The organism is Flavobacterium sp., from assembly GCF_046153165.1.
Lineage (GTDB): Bacteria > Bacteroidota > Bacteroidia > Flavobacteriales > Flavobacteriaceae > Flavobacterium.
On record NZ_JBJXEN010000092.1, the window covers coordinates 32440 to 58281 of the forward strand.

Sequence of the window (25842 nt, forward strand, 5' to 3'; positions counted from 1 at the left end):
TCAGGATGTTGCACTACAATTACCGCTAGCGACAAGCGCCATTTCACTCTAACTTACAAATATACGCACCTAATCCAATATTTTAAATACTTATTTATATGAATCATTCTTCTTTTTAAAATAATTATAAAACATGCTTAATTGTTAAAATATGTTAAATAAATATATTTTAAAACCATAAATAATTTTACAGCGTATATGTGAATATAACAAATTAATTATATTATGAAAACACAAAAATTTTTATCGGTTGCAATTTTAGGATTGGCATTAGTATTAGGAACAAGTACTTACGCACAAAAAGCAGTAACAGTTGGTGGTGCGCCAATGTATCCTGCTAAAAACATTATCGAGAATGCTGTAAATTCTAAAGACCACACTACCCTAGTCGCTGCAGTAAAAGCTGCTGGTTTGGTAGAAACTTTATCTGGTAAAGGACCATTTACAGTTTTTGCTCCAACAAATGAAGCTTTTTCTAAATTGCCTGCTGGAACTGTTGAGACTTTAGTAAAACCAGAAAATAAAGCCATGTTACAAGGTATTTTAACATACCATGTTGTATCTGGTAGAATAGACAGTAAAATGATTGCTGCAGCAATAAAAGCAGGTAACGGAACTGCTGTTTACACCACTGTGCAAGGAGGTAAAATTACTTGTAAAATGATGGGAAAAAAATTAGTTATTACCGATGAAAAAGGAAATAAATCGACTGTTACAATCGCTGATGTTTACCAATCTAATGGGGTGATTCATGTTGTAGATACTGTTATAATGCATAATTAATCCCAAAAAATTATCTATCTATATTAAAAAAGATCCCGTTAATTCGGGATCTTTTATTTTTCGTATAGTTCTATTGGTAAATTATCTGGGTCTGTAAAAAAAGTAAAATTTTTATTCGTTATTTCATCTATCCTAATGGGTTCGGTTATTATATTTTTATCTTTCAAAATTTGAATAGATTCTTCGATATTCTTGACTTCAAACGCAATATGTCTTAATCCTGTAGATTCTGGATTTGTATTTCTTTTAGGCGGATTGGGAAAAGAGAATAATTCGATAAGATAAACTCCATTTAAAGATAAATCAAGTTTAAAAGATTTTCTTTCTGCTCTGTATATTTCGTTTTCAATTTTAAAACCTAAAATTTCGGTATAAAATTTTTTAGATTTTTCATAATCATTACAAATTATCGCAATATGATGTAATCTTTCTATTTTAATCATTCCTTTCTTTAATTTTTATAATAACACTAACGTTATAATCTTTTTAGATGTTGCTGTAAATTTAATTAAAAGTTTAAAATCACAATTATATAAAACCTGCTTTTAAATAAAAAGTCCAGTAATAGAAAACATTACTGGACTTTTTATTTAAAGTTGGCTGCTATATTAATACACCTCCTGAAACTTCTATTCTTTGTGCATTTATCCATTTTGCATCTTCTGTGCATAAAAAAGCAACTACACCACCTATATCATCTGCTAATCCTACACGACCTAAAGCTGTTATTGAAGAAATATGATTATTTAAGTCGGTATTGTCTCTAACTACGCCTCCGCCAAAATCTGTTTCTATAGCTCCTGGTGCTACAACATTTACTCTAATTTTTCGATCGCCAAATTCTTTTGCTTGGTATTTTGTTAAGGTTTCGATAGCGCCTTTCATTGAAGCGTATGCTGAATAACCTGCAAAAGCAAATCGTGTTAGCCCTGTTGAAATATTTACAATTCCGCCTCCGTCATTTATAAATTCTAAGGCTTTTTGAGTTAAAAAAAATGGGCCTTTAAATTGAATCTTCAATAATTCATCAAATTGTTCTTCGGTTGTAGTCGAAAAATTATTGTAAATACCAATGCCCGCATTATTAATTAAAAAATCAATTTTTTCAGCATTAAATTTTGTAACCAATTCATTTTTAACATTATTAAAGAAGTTATCGAAAGTATTAGTTTCTGTAATATTTAATTGAATTGAGGTTGCTTTTTGTCCAATTTTTTTAATTTCATCTACAACAATATCAGCTTCTGCTTTTTTAGTACTGTAAGTAATTATTACGTCTATACCTTTTTGGGCAAGTTTTATTGCCATATCTTTTCCAAGTCCTCTACTTCCTCCTGTTACTAATGCAATTTTACTTTGTGTCATTTTTTACTTTTTAAGTTATTTTGATAAGGCAAAGTTAAATCGATACTTGCTTTTAAAAATGGTGATAGTTTCAGTTTAAATGGTGAGCATTTCAGTTTTTTTATTTCTTTGAGTTTGCATATAATCTTCTCTATATTTTTTAGGTGTCATATTAGCAAATTTTTTAAAGAACTTAGTAAAGTTTGAAGGATCATAAGTTAGTAATGTTGCAATTTGGCTAATTGAATTCTCGTTTTTTTCTAGCATTGATTTCGAAATATTCAATATTTTTTCTTCAAAATAATAGCAAGGATGATTCCCTGTTGTAAGCTTGACAGTATTGCTTAAATGCGTTGGATGAATGTGCATAATATTTGCAAAATCTCTAATTTCATACATTATTGTCTTTCTCCCTTCTACAATATCCAACAAATGTTTATCTAATTCATTTAGATATTCTGTTGTTATATCATGTTGTCTTGAGAATTCCTTTCTTTCTGTATTCATATTTTTTTTACATTAAATTATTTGAATTATATATCATTTGTCCTAATCTAGTTTGTAAAACGCAATATCATTTTTTAGGTTTAGATCCCATATAAAAGGTTAATTTACTCCCAGCTGTAATATCACTGTGATTGATGAACAAAGTGGACAATGGTTTGCCATTTAGCTCTATTCTTTGAACATAAATATTATTTTCTTTTTGATTAATCACCTCAATAGTAAACGTTTTACCATTTTCTAAAGTCAACACTGCATTGTTTACCAAAGGAGATCCAATAGCATATTCCGTAGAACCTGGAGCAACAGGATAAAACCCTAATGAAGAAAAAAGATACCAAGCACTCATTTGTCCGCAATCATCATTTCCTCCTAGCCCGTCAGGTGTTGGTTTGTATTGCATTTGCATAATTTTTCGAACTTGATATTGGGTTTTCCAAGGTTGGTTTGTCCAATTGTAAAAATAAGCAACATGATGTGCGGGCTCATTTCCATGAACATAACCACCAATTATTCCTTCTCTGGTAATATCTTCTGTTTCTGCAAAAAACGAATCTGGCAAATGCATAGAGAACAAAGTATCTAAACGAGATGCAAAAGCGGTTTTACCACCCATTTTAGCAATCAATTCAGATGGATTATGCGGAACAAAAAAGCTGTAATTCCAACTATTTCCCTCAATAAATCCTTGACCATTGGTAGATAATGCATCGAAATTGTCTTTAAAAGTTCCATTTGCCAGTTTCGGCTGCATAAATCCTGTTGCTGAATTGTAATTGTTTTTCCAATTATCAGAACGTTTTATAAATTCATCATAAATGTCTTGCTTGTTTAACTTTTTGGCTATTTGAGCAATACACCAATCATCGTAGGCATATTCTAAAGTATTAGAAACCGAAATTCCGCTTTTTTCAGCAGGAATAAAACCCAAATCTATATAAGAACCAATACCTTCATAATTTCGATGTCTGGCTGTCGTAACACAAGCGTTCATCGCTTCATTGGCATCGCCAGTGTAAACATCTTTCATTATTGCATCTGCAATTACCGAAACACTATGATAACCGCTCATACACCAATTATCGTTAGAGTAATGAGACCAAATAGGCAACATGTGCAAAGCGCTCTGATTGTAATGTGCCATCATCGACTTCACCATATCATTATTTCGGGAAGGCTGAATGATATTAAAAAAAGGATGCAAAGCACGGTAGGTATCCCATAAAGAAAACGTACTATAATTAACAAAACCATTAGTAGTATGAATATCTTGATCCAAACCTTTGTATTGTCCGTTTTCATCGTTATAAACAGTGGGGTTTATGAAGGTGTGGTACATAGCAGTATAAAAATTTACCTTGATATCTTCCGAAGCTTCAATTTTTATTTTATTGAGTTCTGTATTCCATGTTTTTTGAGCATCGAATTTTACTTTTTCAAAATCCCAACCTTTTATTTCGGCTTGCATATTCTCTAATGCATTTGCTTGACTTACGGACGAAAGGGCAAATTTTATTTTAATTTTTTCCAACTCTTCGGTTTTAAAATCAAAATACATGCGAATCTTTTTCCCTGCTATTTCGGGAAAATTTTTAGATTGGTCAAACTTTCCCCAAAATCCTCGGTATGGTTGTTTTCCATCATAATTTTTTTGTCCATAATTGATAAATGGTTTCGAAAATGACATCGCAAAATATACAGTACGGGTTCGTGCCCAACCATTTGTTTGACGGTAACCAGTAAGCAACGTATCGTTTACCATTCGTACATAAGTCCAAACATCCTTTTCCTCATAATTATAAATGCCAGCCATTAAATCTAATATAATGTGACTTTCGTCCGATTTTGGAAAAGTATATTGATGCATTCCGACTCTTGTTGTTGCAGTCATTTCGGCAATGATATTGTCGTCATCGAGTTTTACTTTGTAATAGCCCGCTTCGGCAATTTCGTTAGAATGAGAAAATGTCGATCTATAACCACTTTTCGGATTCGAAGCCGTTCCAGGATTCAATTGTAGTTTCCCTTGTGTTGGCATAATTAAGAAATCACCAAGATCAGAATGTCCTGTTCCGTTAAGATGGGTGTGGCTGAAACCTACAATAGTTTTGTCTTCGTATTTATATCCAGCACAATATTTATATACTTCGCCGTTGTATTTTCCGTTCAATTCGTAAGAAATCGTATCTGTTTCGGGGCTTAATTGTACTGCTCCAAATGGGACAGTTGCTCCAGGATAAGTATGTCCCATTTTTTCGGTGCCAATAATGGGTTTTACATATTTAACTAAGTTTTGCTGTGCATAATTAAAGTTAAAAAGAAGTAAAAAAATAGCAAATTGTAAGTATCTCATTATATCTAAAAATATTAAACATGAATTAAGGAAGTTGAAAAATTTTGTTTAATCATTGAATCAAAGATACAAAAACAATCTTTTTGCTTTGAATAATCTACAAAGGCGGAAAATTAGTCTTAGGATTATTATTTTTTTCAATATTTTTATTCTACACGGTTTCCATTTTGGGTTGCTTGTAACGTTTTACTGTTTGCATAAGTTTGGGTTTAATTTACAAAAACTTTCAACAATGACTTAATTTAAAAGATTTAAATTAAGCAACAATAGCATAAAAATTAATGACTATCTAATTTTCTTTCTTTGGAAAATTACCAATTTTAAAAAACATATTTAATATTCCTAATACTATCCCCGTTCCTATTCCTGTTGCTAAAGATTTTAATAACAACTTAGTTATTGCTTCGCTATTTGAAAGATCAATATCAAATAATCCATAAACGAATATTCCTGCAAAAAGGCCAGCAGAAATTGATAAAAATGTTACTTTAAAATAAAAAAAATTGTTCATTGTCGTATAATATTTTTTTAGTTTATGATTAATTTCTTTTTTAGATTTTTCTTTAAATTTTTGTTTTCTATATCGAGATAGTAAACGCCACTTTCTAAATATTCTAATTCAATGTATTGATCGGATGTTAAATCAATTTCTCTTGTTATAATTTTTTGTCCTAACGTATTATACAAATTTAAATAAGATATACCTTCTAATAAATTACTTGATTTAATTACAAAAAAACCGTTAGATGGATTTGGATAAATATTAAGTTCACTAAATGAAAAATTTTCGGTAGCAAGGCCTAAAGGATTAAATTTAGTAACAAAACCATTACCTAAAACAAAAGAATTATGATTAGGATTAATACTCATATTTGGTTGAAAACTACCAGATGTAGAAATGTTATTTTGGCTATAAGTTTCTCCTACCATATAAAATATATCATCATTTACAGGTACAATACTTCCGTATTCCTCAGCTTTATTTCCTCCAAAAAAACTACCCCAAATTGGAAGTCCATTCTCAGAAAATTTCATCATAAATAAATCGCCATTGCCTTGATTATTTAATTGATATGAGTTTATATTATTTATAAAACCATTACTATACGATAAGCCACTAAAATAAAGAGAATTATTATTTAAAGTAAAATTAGATTGAATAGAACTTTCTTCATAATCATTTCCGCCAATATAAGTACCCCAAATAGGAACCAGATTTGAATTAAATTTTCCTAAATACATGTCCTGAATACCATTAAAAGTATTTTGAAATGCGTTTGAACTTACTAAATTGGTATCTACAAAAGCACTTCCAGAAACATCTCCTAATAGGTAAGTATATCCATCTTGGCTGACAATATGTGTAATTGACAAATTGCTATTTCCTAAATAAGTGCTATAAATTCGTTGTGCTGTTGTGGCATTAAATTTTGAAATTATTTGGGTTGATGGAGTTTGCTGATAGGCTCCTGAAGTGTAATAATAGCCATCATAAGCTGCAAGTGTTGTTTCTTGTCTTGCAAATGAAACTAGCAATTGGTCATTATCATAGCTAATAGCTTGTGGTATCGTTAAACCACAATATGTGGCCCATTGCATTTGCCCTTGATTATTGAGTTTAAATAAATAGCCATTATTATAATTTTGCCCTGTATTACTATCAATTTCTGTTATGAAGTTGGGTTGAAACGTACCATTTGTTGTAATGGAGTTGTTAATATTTGTATAGGATGAGGCATATATATTGCCAAGACTATCTAAAGTAAAAATGCCAAAAATAGTTGTAGGAAGGTAAGTAAGCCAATTGATACTGAAATTTACATTTAACTTTGCTATAATGGCTTTTGTAGGTTCATTATTTAATGCAGGTAATGGACTTGACATCCATACGCCAGCAGTTCCTATGTTGGTTTGCGTACTAGTTCCAGAAATTAATATTTCATCATTTCCATTTATTTTTATCATTATTATTTCTATTGGTAAATAAATAGATTCTAAAAGGTTACCATTAGGAGAAAATTTTGCAATAATGGATTGATTTGAATTCGATCCAGATGGACTTACAATAGTAGAGTTATATAAATAGGCTGGGTTTGTAGTAGTCGCAAACTGGTTATAGTAAAATTGATCTTGCAATGCATTTACACTACCTCCTATGATAAGACCCGCTACAATTATATTGTCATTTGAATCAATGACACTGTTTACAATGCGTGTACCTTGCCCACCAAAATAAGTCGCCCAATTTTTTTGATAATTGTTATTTGATTGAGCTAGACTAAATAAAAAAGAGAATAGATTTAATATTAAAAGTGTGCTTTTCATAGCTTTAATTATTTTAAAAATAAAGAGTCAAATTAGCTGTTTTAGAACCAACTACGACATAAAAAACATTCATAATTATTTGTTTTTTAAATTATTAACTACACAAATTTAATAAAAAAAATATTACTTGATTATTAAAAGCTTACATAACGTTCTGAAGCTAGATGAGGTTTGTGAAAAAGTATGTCTTAATTTTAGGTTTAAGACTGGACTTTAAAGTACAAACCCAATTTTAAATTTTTCCCTAAAGCCCGACTTGCTCAAAACCTCTGTTAACTACTGATATTGTTTTTAGCAAGTTCGGTTATGTATTTCTTTAATTTTTCTAATTCAGTTTTTTCGAAATCAATTGGTCCAATTATATCAATAGCAAACTTTTCAACTTCATCGTCATTCATTTCTATAATAACTTTGAAAGAAGAATCATTTTGATAAATTAAATTTTCCTGTATATTTTTCCCAATAGAATTGTCAAACTCAAAACAAGCTTTTTTGAGATTAGGATATTGAGAATTTATTCTTTTTACTTTTTCATCCAACTTTAACTCAACCTTTAATTTTTCCATAATTTCATTTATTATTGGACTAAAAGCAAATTCATTCAGTTCGTATGGATCTCTATCGGAATACTTAATTTTATTGAGTAATTTGTTGAGTAAATATAATTCTAAGGAATTAAATATTTTATATATTTTGTTTTGTTCGTTATTTTTGGTCTACTTGTAGTTAACTCACAAATATACACATCTAATACTAAAACAAAGATACTTCAGTATTTATTTAGTTCACATGCTTTTTATACCAAAACCTATTAATTTTCGTTAGTATTTAAAAGCGTGATGATGAAAAAGACAATCCTAATTATTACTTTGGTTTTACTATATGGTTGTAAGACTCAGAAAACAGGAACTTCCTCTACTGGAGAAGATCTTATTTTAGAGAAATCGATTGTTATTGTAAACCCAAATGAGGTCGATGCAGTGATTAAAAACAGAGCTTACGATTTGGGTTCAAGGTTGTTGGAATCGTGTAATACTTCTAGATTTAAACCATTTTCTAGTGAAGAAGCTACCGATAAGGTGATACAAAATGCAACGCCAAAAATATTATCTGAAACTTGTAAAAAAATTAATTTTAGAAACGGAAAATTCATTTCTCTAGATTTAATAGATGTAAAACATGACGAAATTAATGAGCAATATATTTTTAAGTATAATATTAATTACGAAAAAAAATATTTTAAAAGAGAACTAACTGTTACAGTTGATGCAACTAATAAAGTTTCGTCCATTTCTACTAAAGAAGTTAGTAGAAAACCAATGTAAATAGAAACTTTAATATATTTGTAGTAATAAATTTAAGTTACTTCATGAAAATAGTCATTTCGCCAGCCAAATCATTAGATTTCGAAAAAACATTACCCAATAATCAGTTTTCTAAACCCATTTATTTAAAACAAGCTAAGGAAATTATTTCGGTTTTAAAAAAATTGAAACCCAAAGATTTGTCGGAATTAATGGATATTTCGGATAATTTAGCACAATTAAATTGGCAACGAAATAAAGTTTTTAAAACACCATTTACACCTCAAAATGCTCGTCCAGCCATTTATACTTTCAATGGCGAAGTATATAACGGACTTGACGCCTACTCTATTTCTGAAGAAAAAATTGCTGTTTTGCAAAACAAACTTCGAATTCTTTCTGGGCAATACGGAATCCTAAAACCACTAGATTTAATGCAAGCTTATCGTTTAGAGATGGGAACGCATTTGCCTATTGGTGAACATAAAAATTTGTATAGTTTTTGGAAAGAAACGGTAACAAATGCTTTAAACAAAGAGTTGAAAAAGAACGAGTTGTTTATTAATTTGGCGAGTAACGAATATTTTTCTGTTATTGACACAAAAAAACTAAAAGTTCCTGTAATCACACCCGAATTTAAAGATTACAAGGACGGAAAACTAAAAACAATCTCTTTTTTCGCAAAAAAAGCACGTGGACTGATGGTTCGTTACATTATTGATAATAATATTGAAACATTAGATGATCTGAAAGGTTTTAATTATGAAGGATATCTGTTTGATGATAATCTTTCGAAAGGGAATACATTAGTTTTTACAAGATAAATTTCTATAAAAAAACCACTAGTTTCCTAGTGGTTTTTTCTTACTTTTTTGCATATTTCTTATAAGCAAAATAACATAAAACAGCAATTAGCGCTATTCCCCATAATTGCACTACAAATGCAATTATACCTTCTAACATAAACCAACCTGTTTTTAAACTATCCCAAATTTGCAAACCAATATTAGGACGATAAGCATTAATACTTTTTTCATTGGCAACCATTTCTTGCTTTACGGCTTCTCGTTGGTAAATTTGTAATGTTAATGTACTGAAATTTACTTGGTCTTTCAATGATAAATTTTCTAGCTTACTAGCATCATTATGCTCTTTTTTATCATCTAAATGATCTTCGGCGTCGATAATATTATTTAGTTTTTTTCCTTTATCATCAATAGCTTTTTCAATTCTTTTTTCGGAATTATTACTTCTATTTTGTGCCATTTGGTTAGACAATATTTGTAAAGTAACATCATCGGCTTTTATCACTCGAAAATCAAGAAAATCTATCTGTTTTGCAATACTTTTTATAACTGTATCTAATCGTGTGTTGGGTACACGAATGGTAATACTATTTTCGACTGTGTATTTTGTCGTAACTAACGTACTATCTGGACTTACTTTAGTTTCATCTTTGTTAGAAATGTTACTTTGCAAATTGGTATAAGTTACAAAACCACCAAATTTTGTCGTCGCATCTTCAATCGCATAAGTCGATCTGGGAACGTTTTTTACTTTAAATTTAATGTCGGCCGTTCTAACAATTTTTCTTTTAGAATTCTTAGGCTCTACTGCCGCCGATGAAGATGTTGTTGCTTTTGCATCAGAATTTGAATCGACAGTTTCTTCCATTGTTGGAGCAGATTCTTCGGTAATTGGTGATTCTGCGGAACCATCTTTACAAGAATAGGCAATAGTTACCAGTAGTAATGCCAAACCAATTGCGGGAGTTTTTTTCATGATTTTCATATTTAATATTAATTGAGGTTACTTTTTAAAGGGAATTCTGAAGGTAGTTTTCAATCAATAATTTAATATGAATTTATTTGTTAATACATAATTCTAGCTGTATTAAAAACTGTGCCAAAAACTTTTATCCATTACAGCTAAAATGTTGTAATTTTGTTAAATATTTATTTCCGATTTGAGAACATCAATTTTTAAGGATTTACAAGATCCTATTTTATTTAAAAAGCAACTTATAGCTTGGGGAAATCAGTTTAGAGAAATTGTTTTTCTGGACAGTAATAATTATCCACAACAATATTCCAGTTATGATTGTGTTTTGGCTGTCGATGCTTTTACGTCTATAAAAACAGACTATTACAATGCTTTCGAGGATTTAAAACAATACCAGTCGCAAACCAGAGATTGGCTTTTTGGTTACTTATCATACGATTTAAAAAATGATACCGAAGACTTGATTTCTAAAAATCAGGATGGTTTGCATTTCCCAGATATGTTTTTCTTTCAACCTAAAAAAATATTTTTATTGAAAGAAAATCAACTCGAGATTCAATATCTCAATATGTGTGATGATGAAGTTGAAGAAGATTTTTTTGAAATTGTCGAAAGTCAAAAGTCGAAAGTCGAATGCAAAAAAAATAATAAAATCGAGCAACGAATATCTAAAGAAAACTACATAGAGAAAGTTAGTGAAATACTAACACACATCAATCGCGGAGATATTTATGAAGCTAATTTTTGCATGGAATTTTTTGCTGAAAAGGCTGAAATAAATCCATTAGAAATTTATAATAAACTAAATGAAATTTCTGAACCACCATTTTCTGTATTTTTCAAAAACAATACAAATTATTTACTTTCCGCATCTCCAGAACGTTATTTGCGAAAAGAAGGAACAAAAATAATTTCTCAACCTATAAAAGGAACTTCAAAACGATTTTCTGATGTGATTGAAGATGAAAAATCGAAACTAGAATTATTGCAAAACCCAAAAGAACGCTCGGAAAATGTGATGATTGTCGATTTAGTTCGCAACGATTTATCACATACTGCTACAAAAGGTTCTGTTCAAGTTGAAGAGTTATGTAAGACATACACTTTCAAACAAGTACATCAAATGATTTCAACAATCACTTCAGAAGTTTTACATACCACTTCTCCAATTGATATTCTAAAAACAACCTTTCCCATGGGAAGTATGACTGGCGCTCCCAAGATTTCGGCCATGAAAATTATTGAAGAATTAGAAGAAACAAAACGTGGTTTGTACAGTGGCGCAATGGGTTACTTCACTCCTACTGGTGATTTCGATTTTAATGTTGTAATTCGTAGTATTTTATACAATTCGGAAGAAAAATATGTTTCTTTTTCTGTAGGAAGTGCTATTACAGCTGGCTCAATTCCTGAGAAGGAATATGACGAATGTTTATTGAAATCAATTGCAATGCGTGAGGTTTTAACCAGCAATTTCATATAGAAAGAAAATCGTCCATCTATTAGCGTTCATTGTCCATTTTAAACTTTTTAAAGCTATTGCATCTTTGTACTGTCAATAAAGACAATAATTTTAAACAGAAAAAAAATGAAAACATTTTCAGTACCTTCAAGAGCAGAGGTTGCTCCATTAAATCAAGAAATTTTTGATAATTTGCAAAAAGCATTAGGATTTGTACCTAATTTATATGCAACTATCGCTTACTCAGAAAACGGATTGTCTCGATTTTTAGCGTATCAAAATGCTAAAACTTCTTTAACTAACAAAGAAAAAGAAGCAGTAAATCTAATTGTAAGCCAAGTAAATAACTGTGTGTATTGTCAAAGTGCCCATTTAGTATTAGGAAAAATGAATGGTTTTACTGAGGAACAATTACTTGAAATTAGATTTGGTAAATCATCTAATGAAAAACTAAATGCATTAGTTCAATTAGCCGCAGATATCACTAAAAATAAAGGTAAAGCCAGTAATGAAACTGTAGACCAATTCTTTTTACAAGGTTATACAAACGAAAATTTAGTCGATTTAATTTTACAAATTAGTGACAAAACGGCCATGAACTATTTGCATAATTTAACACAAATCCCTGTAGATTTTCCTTTAGCTTCTACTTTATAATTAATACATTGGTAAACCAATTTTTACAAGTTGGTTTACCATAACTTTTATATCAACAACAATGAACAGTCAAGAACAAAAACTTCCATTGCCGCCATTTACGCTAGAAACAGCTTTACAGAAAGTACAATTAGCTGAGGAAGCTTGGAATAGTAAAGACCCTGAAAGAGTTGCTCTAGCATATACTATTGACACCGAATGGCGAAATAGAACTCAATTTATTAACGGACGCGAAGAAGTAAAAATATTTTTAATTCAAAAATGGGAAAAAGAATTAGACTATAAGCTTAAAAAAGAACTTTGGGGCTTTCGTGAAAACAGAATGGCAGTTCTTTTTCAATACGAATATCATGATGCAAATGGACAATGGTTTAGAGCTTATGGCAATGAGAATTGGGAATTTGACGAAAACGGATTAATGAGAAAGCGTTTTGCGAGCATTAATGAATTGCCAATTAATGAAGCAGAAAGAAAATTTAAATAATAACTTTGTAAAATGACAAACCAATTTGCATATACTTTAGTGAATCCTCAAACCGGAAATTTAGCTTTTAAGATTTTTAGTTTTAATGATAAGAGTTATTTTGATCATATTCAAAGAAATAATTATTTTTCACTGATATGGATAACTGAAGGAAAAGGGAAATTGAAAGCCGATTTTTCGGAATATTTCTTTTCTGAAAATTTATTATTTGCATTTGCTCCTTACCAGCCGTTTCTATTTTTGGAAGAATTTGAAATTAAAGGTGTGGCGATTCATTTTCATCCCGATTTTTTTTGCATTCACAAACATCAGGACGAAATAGCGTGTAATGGTGTGTTGTATAATAACATCTATAATCCTCCTTTTGTTACTGTTAATCAGAGTATTATCCCTATTTTGAATATGGTTATTGAACAAATGAAATCCGAAATGCAGAATCCTGCTTTGGCACAATATGAACTGTTGGTTTCCTATCTTAAAATATTTTTAATCACTGCTTCTCGTCTTAAAACGGAACAAAATCCAGAAATAGAGACAACTACTTCTTTAAATAAAGAACCATTTATTCTTCAAAATTTAAAAAATTATATCGAAACACATTTTAAAACAAAGCATTCTCCAAGCGATTACGCCGATTTGTTAAACATTACACCAAAGGCTTTAGGAAAAATTACCAAAGACCATTTTAATAAAACATTGACACATTTAATTTCAGAAAGGATAATTATTGAAGCCAAAAGAGAATTGTACCTGACTAATAAAGCGGTAAAAGAAATTGCCTATGAATTGGGTTATGAAGACGAACATTATTTTAGTCGTTTCTTTAAAAATAATGCGGAAATATCTCCGCAAATGTATCGTGAAACGGTAGGTTTTGCAAGAGCAATGTCTTAATTAATTATTATAAAAATAAATGTTTATTGAAAGCTAAAGCGATGTTGGAAGTTTTAACTTAATTTTGGTTTTAACTTAATTTTTATTAAACAATTTTGAAATTATGAATGTAGAGATTTTAACTGACTTAAAAGGAGAAAATAATTCAGCTTTTGGAGAACTTTATAAAAACTATTTTTATAGTGTAAATAGATTTATCACTAATAATAATGGAAGTACTAATGATGCAGAAGATGTTTTTCAGGATACTATGATTATTTTATTAGAAAAATTGAGAAAAGATAATTTTCAGCTAACAGCTTCATTAAAAACCTACATAATGGCAATAAGTAAAAATATTTGGCTTAATAAACTCAGAAAAACATATAAAGAAGTTGATTTAACCAATGAAAATTCAAATATTTATTTTGAACAAATAGACATTGCCATTGATGATGAAAAAAATTATATGGATAAACTTCAGAATTATCTTCATAAAATAACCGAGCATTGTCAAGGATTGATTCACGATATGTTTTTTAAAGAAAAATCGATTGAAATAATTCAGAAAGAGTATGGTTATTCGACAATACATAACGCTCAAAATCAGAAACATAAATGTATTGAGCAAATTCGAAAAGTAAAATCACAAGATAAAAATTAATTTTTTAGTTTTTGTGGGTGATTATTTCGATTTAATGGTATTAATACATATAACTTTAAAAAAATTAAATCATGAAAAGTATTAAAAAAATCTTGTTAGCTGCAGTAATTTTATTTTCTGTACAAATGTTTTCTCAAACACAACCATCTGTATATGCAGTTGTTAGTAAAGCAAAATGGTGTCCAACCTGTGTTAAAAATGATGCTCGAGTTGGAAGCGAAGTTATGTCAAAAATAGACATGACAAAAGTAACTGTTTTAGTGAATGATTTATCAGACAAAGAAACCAAAATTGTATCTGCTGAAACACTTAAAGCAAACGGCTTAGAAAATCTAAAATTGAAATCGACAGGTGTTATCTCGTTTATTAATGTTAAGACTAAAAAAGTAATTTCAACAATTTCTGTTTCAAAATCGTCAGAGGAAATTTTAAAAGCTTTTTCTGACGCATCATCAATGTAAAAAAGCAATAAAAGTTTGGTGTACTTTTTATGCCAAACTTTTATTATTACTTTAGCACTTTATTAAATCCGATGATAGAAAAGTTACATAATCATTTACTAAACAAACTTCCCTACTTAAAAGACAAAAAACTCCTTTTAGCTACAAGTGGCGGAATTGACAGTATGATCATGTTGTATTTATTTCAGAAACTGAATTATAATATTGCCATTGCACATTGTAATTTCCAGTTGCGTGGTTTAGAGAGTTTTGGTGATCAGCAATTTGTTCAAGATTATGCTTCTAAGAATAACATTCCAGCTTTTATAACCCATTTTGATACTGAGAATTTTGCCAAAGATTATAAATTATCAACTCAAATTGCGGCTCGAGAACTTCGGTACAATTGGTTTTATGAATTGTTAGAAACTGAAAATTTCGATTTTATACTTACAGCACATCATGCCGATGATAATTTAGAAACTTTCCTCATTAACTTAACTCGCGGAACAGGTTTAGATGGATTGACTGGAATTCCTGAACAAAACGAACAAATTATTCGTCCATTATTGCCGTTTTCTCGTTCAGAAATAGAGAAATATGCTAAAGAAAATAGCATTCAATGGCGAGAGGATTCAAGCAATGCTTCCGATAAATATTTACGAAATAAGATTCGTCATGATTTGGTTCCCATATTAAAAGAATTGAATCCTAATTTTCTAGATTCCTTCCAGAAAACGCAAAATTACTTGCAAGAAGCTCAAATTATGGTCGAAGATGCTACAATTATGATTTACCAACAAGTAGCAAAAGAAGATAATGGATTTATTACTTTCGATTTAAAAAAACTAACCCAATTGCCCAATTACAAATCCTATTTGTACCAGTGGTTGCGGGAATATGATTTTACAGCTTGGGAAGATATTTATAATTTGGTTGAATCTCAATCAGGAAAACAAATTTTTTCTAAAAATTATCGATTACTAAAAGACCGAGATTTTTTAATTTTAAAAGAAATAGAGGAATTAGAAAATGATGCATATTTTATTGAAATAGACCAAAAAGAAGTTAAAATTCCCTTAAAACTTTCTATTTGTAAAGTAAATGACATTTCTACTCCTAAAAATACAATTATATTTGTTGATGAAGATAAACTACAATTTCCATTAACAGTCAGAAAATGGAATGAAGGAGATTCTTTTTATCCGTCAGGAATGAATGGCAAAAAGAAGTTGAGTAAATACTTTAAGGATGAAAAAATGTCATTGATAGAGAAAGAAAATACTTGGCTTTTGTGTTCCAAAAATCAAATTGTTTGGGTAGTCGGAAAGCGTGCAGACCAACAATTTATTGCAAATAAAACAACCAAAAATATAATACAATTAGAATTACTATAATGAAGAAAATAATCACTTTACTCCTATTTTTTACTTTTTTAAGTACACAAGCTCAAATTCTAAATCCAGTAAAATGGAACTCAAGAGTCGAGAAAATTTCTGAAACAGAGTTTAATTTAATCCTTGAAGGAAAAATAGATGCTGGTTGGCATATGTATTCTCAGTTTACAGCCGATGGTGGACCGCTTCCAACGGTTTTAAAATTTGAAAAAGGTAATTACGAATTGGTTGGAAAAACCAAAGAAAGTAAAACAAAAACAGCTTTCAATGATATTTTTGAAGTTAATGAAACTTTTTTCGAAAAAAACGTGACTTTAACTCAGAAAATAAAAGTTACAAATACAGATTTAAAAAACGTAAAAGTTGATTTAGATTACCAAGTTTGTAAAGAATCATGTATAAATGCAAATAAATCATTTCAATTTGACATCCCGAAATCAGTAACCCAAGAAGCTAAGCCAGTAACTACTATTGTAAATGTAGATTCTTCTTCAGCAACAAAAGAAACTGTAAAAACTGATATTGCAAAAGAAAACACTCCAATTATAACTACACCAAAAAAAGAAGAAAAAAGCGAAAATAAAGGGATCTGGTCTATCTTTTTACTTTCTATTTTAGGAGGGTTATTTGCAACCATTACACCTTGTGTATTCCCTATGATTCCTATGACGGTTAGCTTTTTCTTGAAACAATCTTCTAGCAAATCTAAAGGTAAATTCAATGCCTTTTTCTACGGATTTTGTATTGTTGCTATTTGTGTATTAATAACGATTCCGTTCCATTTGATTGAAGGAATAAATAGAGATATTTTTTCGGAAATATCCAATAATGTTTATTTGAATATTTTCTTCTTCTTAATATTTGCAATATTTGCCATATCCTTTTTTGGTGCTTTCGAAATTACAATTCCGAATAAATTTGCAAATAAAGTAGATCATGCTTCCAATAAAGGCGGATTAATAGGTGTGTTTTTCATGGCATTAACCTTAATTATTGTTTCATTCTCTTGTATTGGACCAGCAATTGGTTTAGTGATGGGAACTTCATTAAATTCTGATGGAGGAGCTACAATTCTATCGATAGCGATGCTTGGATTTGGCTTAGGATTGGCTTTACCATTTATGTTTTTTGCTCTGGCTCCTAGCCTACTTAGTAATTTACCAAAATCTGGTGGTTGGCTAAACACTGTAAAAGTCGTTTTTGGATTTATAGAATTGGCATTGGCAATGAAATTTATTTCTAATGCAGACATTGGTTTAGATTTACATTTACTAGAAAGAGAAGTATTTATTGCGATTTGGATTGCAATTTTTGGAGCATTAACATTATATCTATTTGGAAAATTTACTTTGCCACACGATAGTCCCTTAAACCATATTTCTGTTGGTAGAATGGTGTTGGCAGTTATAACGCTATCTTTTACAATTTATATGATTCCTGGACTTTGGGGTGCACCACTAAAAATAATATCAGCATTCCCACCACCAAGTACTTATAGTGAAAGTCCACAGGGATTTGGAAATAACACAGTTTCAAGCAATGCAGCACAATTACCCAAAAATGCGGTTTATGGTGTTCATAATTTAGTTTCTTTTGAAGATTACGAACAAGGTTTAGCATACGCAAAAGAAGTAAACAAACCTATTTTAATAGATTTTACAGGAAAGCAATGTCAAAATTGTAGGGTTATGGAGAACAATGTTTGGTCTGACGAAGCTGTCTTAAAAATTCTTAAGAATGATATTGTATTAATTTCTCTTTACGGTGATGACAGAAAAGAATTGCCTGTAAGTGAGCAATATATATCTAAAGAAACTGGAAATAAAATAACAACTATTGGTCAGAAATGGAGTGAGTTTCAACGATTAAATTATGGTACAAATGCAAGACCATACTATGTTTTGATAGGTTTAGATGAAAAAAAGTTAAACGAACCTGTACCTTACACTCCAAACATTCAGGAATACAAAACTTGGCTCGAAGAGGGAATTTCTAAATTTAAAAAATAAAAAACTAATGAATAAATTACTCTCAATTGTTTTCTTGTTGCTTACAATTTCGTTGACAGCACAAGAGAAAAAACCAAATTATGTAGCTGAAAACTATACCAAAAAAGAAGTTCACATTACCATGCGTGATGGTTCACAATTATTTACCACTATTTATTCACCAAAAGACACTTCAAAAAAGTATCCTATCATAATGCAAAGAACACCTTATAGTTGTTCTCCTTACGGATTAGATAAATTTGATGAGAGTATTGCACCAAACGAAGTCATGATGAAAGAAGGCTATATTGTAGTCTATCAAGATGTTCGTGGACGATATATGAGTGATGGCTTGTATGATAATATGCGTGGTTTTATTCCTAATAAAAAAAACAATAAAGACATTGATGAGGCTTCTGATACTTACGATACCATTGATTGGTTGGTTAAAAACGTATCTAATAATAATGGCAATGTAGGAACTTGGGGAATTTCGTATCCAGGATTTTATGCGTCTTATTCATTATTAAGTAATCATCCCGCCTTGAAAGCTGTTTCTCCTCAAGCGTGTATTTCTGATTTCTTTTTCGATGATTTTCATCACAATGGTGCTTATTTACTTAGTTATTGGAAAGCCACACCATTATTTGGTCCACAAAAAACAAAAAGAACGCCTGACGATTGGTTTACCTTTCCTAAAACAAATACATTAGACGACTATAATTTTTTCTTAAATGCAGGCCCACTTACTAATTTAGATTCTTATATGTCTAAAAATGATGAATTTTGGCAACAGCTAAAAGACCATTCTAGCTATGATGAATTTTGGCAAAAACGTGGTTTATTGCAGCACATGAAAAATATAAAACCAGCGGTAATGTTTGTTGGTGGTTGGTTTGATGCAGAAGATTTATATGGCCCATTAAATACTTACCAAACCATTGAAAAAAGCAGCAAAAACTACAACACTATTGTTATGGGACCATGGAGTCATGGAGATTGGGCAAGAAATAAAGAAAAGCAAATCATAGGAAATATTTATTTTGGAGATAGTATTTCGGCAAATTTTCAAAAAAATGTAGAAGCAAATTTCTTTCATCATTTTTTAAAGGACAATGGCAAAGGAGAAAACACGTTACCTGAAGCTTATGTTTTTGATACAGGTAAAAAAGAATGGAAAAGCTATGATGCTTGGCCTCCTAAAAATACTGAAAAACAAGGTTATTATTTACAAAGTAATGAACAATTAACCAAGGTTAATTCTAATGATGGTACTTTTGAAGAATTCATTAGTGATCCCAAAAAACCTGTTCCTTCTTCCGAAGATATCTCGCAACGAGGTATTACACCTAGAAAATATATGACCGATGACCAACGTTTTGCAGCTAAAAGACCAGATGTCTTAGTTTTTGAAACCGAAGCATTAGACAATGACACAACACTTGCTGGAGAAATACTAGCTCAATTACAAGTAGCTACTACTGGGACTGATGCCGATTGGATTGTGAAAATAATCGATGTATTCCCAAATAGCGAACCAGAAACTAAAGAAATTGCTCCTTATTTAAAAATGAGTAATTACCATATGATGATAAGAAGTGAAATTATGCGTGGTCGTTTTCGTAATAGCTTTATTAAACCTGAACCTTTTGTTCCTAATCAAAAAACATCAGTAAATATTAAACTTCAAGATGTTTTTCATACTTTCAAAAAAGGGCATAAAATACAAATTCAAATACAAAGTACTTGGTTTCCTCTCATAGATTTGAACCCTCAAACATTTGTAGAAAATATTTTTTATGCAAAAAAAGAAGATTTCAAAAAGCAAACACATAAAGTATATAATGATTCAAAAATTGAATTTACTATTTTAAAATAATTAGATTTTTAAATAAAAAACAATTAATATACTGACCTGCAAGTTAATCCTTGCAGGTTTTTTGTTTTTATAAGTTAAAACACTATTTTTGAAAATATAAAAATATACGCCATGTTAGTAAAAGTATTTGGAAGTGCCGTTTTCGGAGTCGAAGCCACGACCATAACCGTCGAAGTAAACATAGATAAAGGTGTTGGTTATCACCTAGTTGGATTACCTGATAATGCCATCAAAGAAAGTAGTTATCGTATTGCAGCAGCGCTAAAAAATAACGGTTACAATCTTCCCGTAAAAAAAATCACCATCAATATGGCTCCTGCCGATTTACGCAAAGAAGGTTCTGCCTACGATTTGACATTGGCTATAGGAATTCTTGCTGCTTCAGGGCAAATCAAATCGGAAGAAGTAGACAAATATATTATTATGGGGGAATTATCACTCGATGGTAGTTTACAACCTATAAAAGGAGTACTACCTATTGCCATAAAAGCGAAAGAAGAAGGTTTTAAAGGTTTTTTTCTGCCCAAACAAAATGTAAAAGAAGCCGCAATTGTTGCTGGATTGGATGTGTACGGCGTAGAAAATGTATTGGAAGTAATCGATTTTTTTGAAGGAAAAGGAACGTTAGAACCTACAGTTATTAATACCCGTGACGAATTTTATAAAACATTAGATTTCCCTGAATTCGATTTTTCGGAAGTTCGTGGACAAGAAAGCATCAAACGTTGCATGGAAATTGCGGCGGCTGGCGGACACAATATCATTTTAATTGGCCCTCCTGGTTCTGGAAAAACAATGATTGCCAAACGTTTGCCTAGCATTTTGCCTCCTATGACACTTAAAGAAGCATTGGAAACCACTAAAATACACAGTGTCGCAGGAAAGGTAAAAGACGTTGGATTGATGAATCAACGTCCTTTTAGAAGCCCACATCATACGGCTTCCTCGGTAGCATTGGTGGGTGGAGGAAGCTATCCGCAACCTGGCGAGATTTCGTTGGCTCATAATGGTGTTTTATTTCTTGATGAATTGCCTGAATTTAAACGTGAAGTTTTAGAAGTAATGCGTCAACCTCTTGAAGATAGAGAAGTTACCATTTCGAGAGCAAAATTTACCATAACTTATCCATCATCATTTATGTTGGTAGCGAGTATGAATCCAAGTCCGAGTGGTTTTTTTAACGATCCAGACTCTCCAAACACTTCCTCTCCTCATGAAATGAATCGATATTTGAGTAAAATTTCTGGGCCTTTACTAGATCGAATTGATATTCATATTGAAGTGACTCCTGTTCCTTTTGATAAGCTAACCGAAAAAAGAAATGGAGAAAGTAGTGTCGAAATTAGAAAACGTGTAACTGCTGCTCGTGAAATTCAAACGGCTCGATTTGAACTTTTTGACAATATTCATTACAATGCACAAATGAATACCAAACAAATTAGAGAGCATTGCGCTCTTGACGAAGCCTCGTTACAATTACTAAAAACAGCTATGGAAAGACTAAATCTTTCTGCTCGTGCCTTCGACAGAATTTTAAAAGTATCTCGAACTATTGCCGATTTAGAAGCTACCGAGAAAGTAAATTCAAGTCATATTGCCGAGGCAATTCAGTATCGAAGTTTAGATAGAGATGGTTGGTTGGGGTAAAAAATTATTTCTTTTTTAAAAGCTGAAATAATTGAAAAATAGCCAATCCGAAAAAGATAATCCAAATATTATTTGATATAAAATTATCAGAAATAATTCCTTGATTTGTAATTTTTTTTAGCGCTAAAACTAATAGTAACATTCCAGAAAATGTTCCCATTAAAGTTCCTAATACATAGATATATTTTAAGTTTTTAAGTGAAGAGATATAATTTTCATTAACCAAAAAAATATTCCAACTAAACCAAAATGGAATTTGCGCAAAGTTTAAAGAACTTAATATTAATCCAACAATAAATGACGGATACAATAAAAAAGTAACTGAATTATTGTTTTTTTCAATGTTTTTATACTCTGAAGGGTAAAAATAAATTGCTAAAACAATTAAAAAAATAATCGAAAATATTGAAATCCATCTTTTAAGTTTAGGATTTAAAATCAGTTTGTTAGCAAAATAAAAAGTAGAAGAAATTACAATTCCCTCGATAATTACAACGCCAAATAAATAATACAGTAATTCGATGAGATTTGATTTATTATAAATCTCAAAGCCAATAAAATTTAAATAACCTAGCGGGATCGAACCCACGAAACTGACTAAAAATCCGACTATAAAGTTTTTTAAGTAGTTCACAATTATTAAAAATTACCAATTTTATTATTTTGCTCTAAATGTAATCTATATTGATGCATTCCTTGTTTATGTGTCAGAAATGGAACTCCATTTTTGTTATTTGCAATACTAATTTTGTACATATAAGTAATATGTCTTGCCAATTCTTTCCAAGCAAAAAAGATAGAATGTTTGGGATCATATATGTGAGTTGGTTCGCTTGCAGCGCCATTTATTTCGACCACTTGAAAGTTTTTTCCTTCTTCTAATTCTGCCATAGAATTGTACATTAAATCCATTCGTCCAAAATAAAAACCATCTATTTGCAAACACATTTCATTTATTACATTTGTCAATTTATCTGAAATTAGATAACTGGCATCCACAAATTTTGAACCGCGACAATGATTTCCAAAAGGAACTAAATTTAATTTTTCATCCTTAAGTAATACATCATCTAACTTGTCTTTATATTCTTTTTCTAAAGCAGTTAACTGCATTTCAAATCTTGGATTTTGTTTTATTAACTCTTTGATTGTCGATCTCCCATCGCCTGTAACAATTAGAAATTCTTTAGCTACTATTCCAGTAATTTTTCCTTTTTCTTGGTTGGGAAAGCGAACATAAAAAATACCTATTTCGTTCGAGAAAGGAATTAAATCTTGCACTAAATAATCGAAATTTGCACTTTCATGATACTCTTTCAATTCGGCAATAGCATTTATTTTTTTAACTGCCGAACCTCGCAAACCTATATCTGGTTTTACAATTAATGGAAAGGAAATATTTGAGTTTTCTTTAACTATTAAAACATCCTCTAAAGAGGAATTTTCTTTTATAAGTATGGTTTTTGGGTAGTATTTCTGCGGAATTAAATCATAAATTTCTTTTTTGCTATCCATAATAAAACCTCCGTTTCGCATGGTTGGATTAGAAGCATTAAAAAAGAAAATCGTTCTAGATTTTATAGCATAAAAAGCCCACAAAAAATAAATAGGAATATAAACTATTTTAAATGGCCAATATTCCCAATTGGTAAGTTTATGAAGAAATAATCGCATTAAATTACTATAAATGAATTAGTGAATTCTTGATTTTCTATTAAATCATAATGAGTTAATGAAACCTTATTTTTCTCGATAACAGTTTGTGTGATACTTAAGGTTTTCAATAGGTTATTTCGGTTTATAACCAATCCGTTCTCCTTATTATTATCTTCGGTATTTTTGTGAAAATGCAACATATCTAATTCTGAAATGCTATTTTTAGATTCTAAAAAATCATAAAACCATTGCTTTCTTTGTTCCCGAATGGCTAACGGATATAAGGTCGATGAAGACCAAATATGATTTTTCGTTGTATCTAATTCCGTGATTTCTTTTTTTAATTCATTCCATTGTAATTGATATAATTTTTGGTTTTCAAAAACAACCAATGTAAATGGTTCTATATTGTCGAGATTTATTTCTTGCCAAGATAAAATTACGGATTCAGAACTAATTAAATCTAAAACTATCAATCCTCTACTTTTTCTGTAACTGGATTTTAGCTCGTGTTTTTCTTTGGCACCATTTAACAATACAACAATATGCGCTTTATCATCTATCGCATACCAAGTGCCACCCGCTTTTTGGTCTTTTGGAAAAAATATTTTTTTGTCATTTACCAAATGAATCTTGGGTTCGATAGCTTTTTCTCTAGCAACTTTTTCATCCCTATTTGATGTAATGATATATTTACCATTACTATTTACAAAACTTACTGTGCACATTGTTTTCTATATTCGATAGTTGATGGTGCAATACCAAAAGTTTCCGTAAGTTGTATGTCTCCTAATTGAAAAACAGCTACTTTTATGAGTGCTTGATGGTGTATACAATGTTCTAAGTTGTATAATAACTCTCTAAAATAGTTGGTTTCTATTACTGTATAATTTTTACAAAGTAACTGTTTTAAAACAATACTTTTATTTTCTATTTCAATAGATTTGATAATATCATCTATCGATTGAATCGCAAAATTGGTATCTGTTTGAATTAAGATATTTCTTTTTCTATCATCATAATTCAATAAACCCGATTCGTATGAATTTAGCAAACATTGAAACATTTCTATAATATGTCTGGTATGTTCCCCAACAGATGAGTTTCCCAAATATAAAATTGGCAATGCAAAATCTTCGTTAGATAATTGATTTAATAAGTCCTTTAATTCTTCTAAAGTATGTCTTATAGCGCTAAAATTCATAGTTTATTTTATTAAAAATTAATGTCCTTTTTGTATCTAAATGTTAAATATAAACTTAATATAAATGTTATGCAAGCCATAAAAAATAAGGTTCCACCATCATTTTTCACTTCGATACCAATTATAAATAGATGTGAAACCATAGCCACAAACATGGTTGACATGGCTATAAATGCAGCATAAAATTTTGTTTTATCCACAAACAAAAATATTGATGCTAATAATTCGATAATTCCTGAACTAATTCTTCCAAATGGCTCTGCTCCTAGTTTTGTAAATATAAAAACCGATTCAGGGCTTGCCGTAAATTTGAAATATAACGTTTGCAATAAAATAAAAGCTACAATTATTTTTGCTGTTCTGTTTATTAAAATTAAATTCATAATTAGTATTTTTTCCAGTTTAAATCTGCTTTCATTTTTAGATTTTTTTCGTCCTTATTCCAAATTTTCAACGTATTATTAAAATAAGCATTGTAAAAAAGGTACAACTTATTATCAATAATTTTGAAAGTTTCAGGATCAATCTCGACCTTATCTCCAGAACTTCCCATAGCATAAGCACACCATCCTCCGTATTGAGGCTCGTACATGGCTGGCATTTTTGCAAAGATTTCTTTATTTTCTTTCGTAGAAAAATTATAAATCACGCCTTCATAAGTAAATGATAATTCTTTCTTTCCTTTTATTGCTTTTTTTTGTTTAAAATAAGCTACAGGATCATAACCTTGTATGGCAGTTTTCTTTTCAAGGTTAAAGGATTCTATCCTTTTTGCATTTTGAGAAAAACTTGAAAGGGTAAAAAGTATGGCTATAATTAATAACTGTTTTTTCATTTTTTATTTTTTTAAAGATGTTGCAACTGCTAATAATAATTCTTTAGAAATTCTTGTTTTATAATCTGGACTGATGTATTCGAACTCAATTTTGTTTTCTTCATTTATTATAAATAGTGAAGGAACAGGAAGAAAGTCATTTTTCACTCCATGCAAAACAGTTTTTAACTGCTTTTTTAAACCATCTGGAATAGCATAAGCAATACCTAAAGATTTCATGAAATGAGCTTTACTATCCGATAATAGTGTGTAATTTAGTTT

Annotated in this window: 27 protein-coding genes and 1 pseudogene; 13 read left to right on the top strand and 15 right to left on the bottom strand. The window is 30.2% G+C overall.

Annotation, left to right across the window (positions count from 1 at the left end):
* Positions 1-225 precede the first annotated feature (225 nt).
* Complete coding sequence (locus ACKVOV_RS10640; RefSeq protein WP_409206736.1) at positions 226-783, top strand: fasciclin domain-containing protein; 558 nt, start codon at positions 226-228, stop codon at positions 781-783.
* 53 nt (positions 784-836) lie between these two features.
* Here the strand turns inward: ACKVOV_RS10640 and ACKVOV_RS10645 are convergent, their stop codons facing one another.
* The 7 genes from ACKVOV_RS10645 to ACKVOV_RS10675 all read right to left on the bottom strand — a co-directional run bounded on the left by ACKVOV_RS10645 (position 837) and on the right by ACKVOV_RS10675 (position 7875).
* On the bottom strand, positions 837-1226 hold the full coding sequence (locus ACKVOV_RS10645; protein WP_409206737.1) for a VOC family protein: 390 nt from the start codon (positions 1224-1226) through the stop codon (positions 837-839).
* A gap of 160 nt (positions 1227-1386) precedes the next feature.
* The gene (locus ACKVOV_RS10650) at positions 1387-2148 is read right to left on the bottom strand and encodes an SDR family NAD(P)-dependent oxidoreductase (protein WP_409206738.1); all 762 of its coding nucleotides are present in this window, start codon (positions 2146-2148) and stop codon (positions 1387-1389) included.
* A gap of 75 nt (positions 2149-2223) precedes the next feature.
* Positions 2224-2634 carry a helix-turn-helix domain-containing protein gene (locus tag ACKVOV_RS10655; protein ID WP_409206739.1) on the bottom strand — a complete coding sequence of 137 codons (411 nt, stop codon included), beginning with the start codon at positions 2632-2634 and terminating at the stop codon, positions 2224-2226.
* A gap of 67 nt (positions 2635-2701) precedes the next feature.
* Complete coding sequence (locus tag ACKVOV_RS10660; protein ID WP_409206740.1) at positions 2702-4984, bottom strand: GH92 family glycosyl hydrolase; 2283 nt, start codon at positions 4982-4984, stop codon at positions 2702-2704.
* Between the two features lie 289 nt (positions 4985-5273).
* A complete protein-coding gene (locus ACKVOV_RS10665) occupies positions 5274-5495 on the bottom strand; it encodes a hypothetical protein (RefSeq protein WP_409206741.1) in 222 nt (73 codons plus the stop codon).
* Between the two features lie 17 nt (positions 5496-5512).
* Positions 5513-7309: a T9SS type A sorting domain-containing protein gene (locus ACKVOV_RS10670; protein ID WP_409206742.1), complete on the bottom strand. Its 1797-nt coding sequence runs from the start codon at positions 7307-7309 to the stop codon at positions 5513-5515.
* 272 nt (positions 7310-7581) lie between these two features.
* On the bottom strand, positions 7582-7875 hold the full coding sequence (locus tag ACKVOV_RS10675; protein ID WP_409206743.1) for a hypothetical protein: 294 nt from the start codon (positions 7873-7875) through the stop codon (positions 7582-7584).
* 276 nt (positions 7876-8151) lie between these two features.
* Between ACKVOV_RS10675 and ACKVOV_RS10680 the strand changes: the two genes are divergently transcribed.
* Both ACKVOV_RS10680 and yaaA read left to right on the top strand, forming a co-directional pair.
* On the top strand, positions 8152-8634 hold the full coding sequence (locus ACKVOV_RS10680) for a hypothetical protein (RefSeq protein ID WP_409206744.1): 483 nt from the start codon (positions 8152-8154) through the stop codon (positions 8632-8634).
* A 44-nt stretch (positions 8635-8678) separates the two neighbouring features.
* The gene (gene yaaA, locus ACKVOV_RS10685) at positions 8679-9437 is read left to right on the top strand and encodes a peroxide stress protein YaaA (protein WP_409206745.1); all 759 of its coding nucleotides are present in this window, start codon (positions 8679-8681) and stop codon (positions 9435-9437) included.
* A gap of 40 nt (positions 9438-9477) precedes the next feature.
* On the opposite strand, the gene ACKVOV_RS10690 is transcribed toward yaaA, so the two are convergent.
* A complete protein-coding gene (locus tag ACKVOV_RS10690) occupies positions 9478-10395 on the bottom strand; it encodes a DUF4349 domain-containing protein (RefSeq protein WP_409206746.1) in 918 nt (305 codons plus the stop codon).
* Between the two features lie 184 nt (positions 10396-10579).
* On the opposite strand from ACKVOV_RS10690, the gene ACKVOV_RS10695 reads away from it, so the two are divergent.
* From ACKVOV_RS10695 to ACKVOV_RS10740, 10 genes are all read left to right on the top strand, one after another.
* A complete protein-coding gene (locus ACKVOV_RS10695) occupies positions 10580-11878 on the top strand; it encodes an anthranilate synthase component I family protein (protein ID WP_409206747.1) in 1299 nt (432 codons plus the stop codon).
* Positions 11879-11983: 105 nt separating this feature from the next.
* Positions 11984-12514 (top strand): carboxymuconolactone decarboxylase family protein, encoded by a 531-nt coding sequence (locus ACKVOV_RS10700; protein ID WP_409206748.1) that lies wholly within the window; start codon positions 11984-11986, stop codon positions 12512-12514.
* 61 nt (positions 12515-12575) lie between these two features.
* Positions 12576-12998 (top strand): DUF1348 family protein, encoded by a 423-nt coding sequence (locus ACKVOV_RS10705; protein WP_409206749.1) that lies wholly within the window; start codon positions 12576-12578, stop codon positions 12996-12998.
* Positions 12999-13010: 12 nt separating this feature from the next.
* Positions 13011-13892, top strand: a complete 882-nt coding sequence (locus tag ACKVOV_RS10710; protein WP_409206750.1) for a helix-turn-helix domain-containing protein — start codon at positions 13011-13013, stop codon at positions 13890-13892.
* Positions 13893-13995: 103 nt separating this feature from the next.
* Positions 13996-14535, top strand: a complete 540-nt coding sequence (locus tag ACKVOV_RS10715; protein WP_409206751.1) for an RNA polymerase sigma factor — start codon at positions 13996-13998, stop codon at positions 14533-14535.
* A gap of 71 nt (positions 14536-14606) precedes the next feature.
* The gene (locus ACKVOV_RS10720) at positions 14607-14996 is read left to right on the top strand and encodes a hypothetical protein (protein ID WP_409206752.1); all 390 of its coding nucleotides are present in this window, start codon (positions 14607-14609) and stop codon (positions 14994-14996) included.
* A gap of 71 nt (positions 14997-15067) precedes the next feature.
* Positions 15068-16372 carry a tRNA lysidine(34) synthetase TilS gene (gene tilS / locus ACKVOV_RS10725; protein ID WP_409206753.1) on the top strand — a complete coding sequence of 435 codons (1305 nt, stop codon included), beginning with the start codon at positions 15068-15070 and terminating at the stop codon, positions 16370-16372.
* On the top strand, positions 16372-18381 hold the full coding sequence (locus ACKVOV_RS10730; protein ID WP_409206754.1) for a thioredoxin family protein: 2010 nt from the start codon (positions 16372-16374) through the stop codon (positions 18379-18381). The genes tilS and ACKVOV_RS10730 overlap by 1 nt, the downstream gene beginning before the upstream one ends.
* A gap of 7 nt (positions 18382-18388) precedes the next feature.
* Entirely contained in the window at positions 18389-20239 is a 1851-nt protein-coding gene (locus tag ACKVOV_RS10735) for a CocE/NonD family hydrolase (protein ID WP_409206755.1), read from the top strand.
* 111 nt (positions 20240-20350) lie between these two features.
* Positions 20351-21886 (top strand): YifB family Mg chelatase-like AAA ATPase, encoded by a 1536-nt coding sequence (locus ACKVOV_RS10740; RefSeq protein WP_409206756.1) that lies wholly within the window; start codon positions 20351-20353, stop codon positions 21884-21886.
* A gap of 4 nt (positions 21887-21890) precedes the next feature.
* Here ACKVOV_RS10740 and ACKVOV_RS10745 read toward each other — a convergent pair whose 3' ends face one another.
* From ACKVOV_RS10745 to ACKVOV_RS10775, 7 genes and pseudogenes are all read right to left on the bottom strand, one after another.
* Entirely contained in the window at positions 21891-22520 is a 630-nt protein-coding gene (locus ACKVOV_RS10745) for a hypothetical protein (RefSeq protein ID WP_409206757.1), read from the bottom strand.
* 5 nt (positions 22521-22525) lie between these two features.
* Positions 22526-23560 (bottom strand): D-alanine--D-alanine ligase, encoded by a 1035-nt coding sequence (locus ACKVOV_RS10750; RefSeq protein ID WP_409206758.1) that lies wholly within the window; start codon positions 23558-23560, stop codon positions 22526-22528.
* Entirely contained in the window at positions 23560-24270 is a 711-nt protein-coding gene (locus ACKVOV_RS10755; protein ID WP_409206759.1) for an NRDE family protein, read from the bottom strand. The genes ACKVOV_RS10750 and ACKVOV_RS10755 overlap by 1 nt, the downstream gene beginning before the upstream one ends.
* Positions 24258-24746, bottom strand: a complete 489-nt coding sequence (locus ACKVOV_RS10760; RefSeq protein ID WP_409206760.1) for a DinB family protein — start codon at positions 24744-24746, stop codon at positions 24258-24260. Before ACKVOV_RS10760 ends, ACKVOV_RS10755 begins: the two co-directional genes overlap by 13 nt.
* 11 nt (positions 24747-24757) lie before the next feature.
* Positions 24758-25129, bottom strand: a complete 372-nt coding sequence (locus tag ACKVOV_RS10765; RefSeq protein WP_409206761.1) for a DoxX family protein — start codon at positions 25127-25129, stop codon at positions 24758-24760.
* A gap of 2 nt (positions 25130-25131) precedes the next feature.
* Positions 25132-25581 (bottom strand): YHS domain-containing (seleno)protein, encoded by a 450-nt coding sequence (locus ACKVOV_RS10770; protein WP_409206762.1) that lies wholly within the window; start codon positions 25579-25581, stop codon positions 25132-25134.
* Positions 25582-25584: 3 nt separating this feature from the next.
* Positions 25585-25842 (bottom strand): annotated as a pseudogene (locus ACKVOV_RS10775) (AhpC/TSA family protein); the annotation flags it as partial.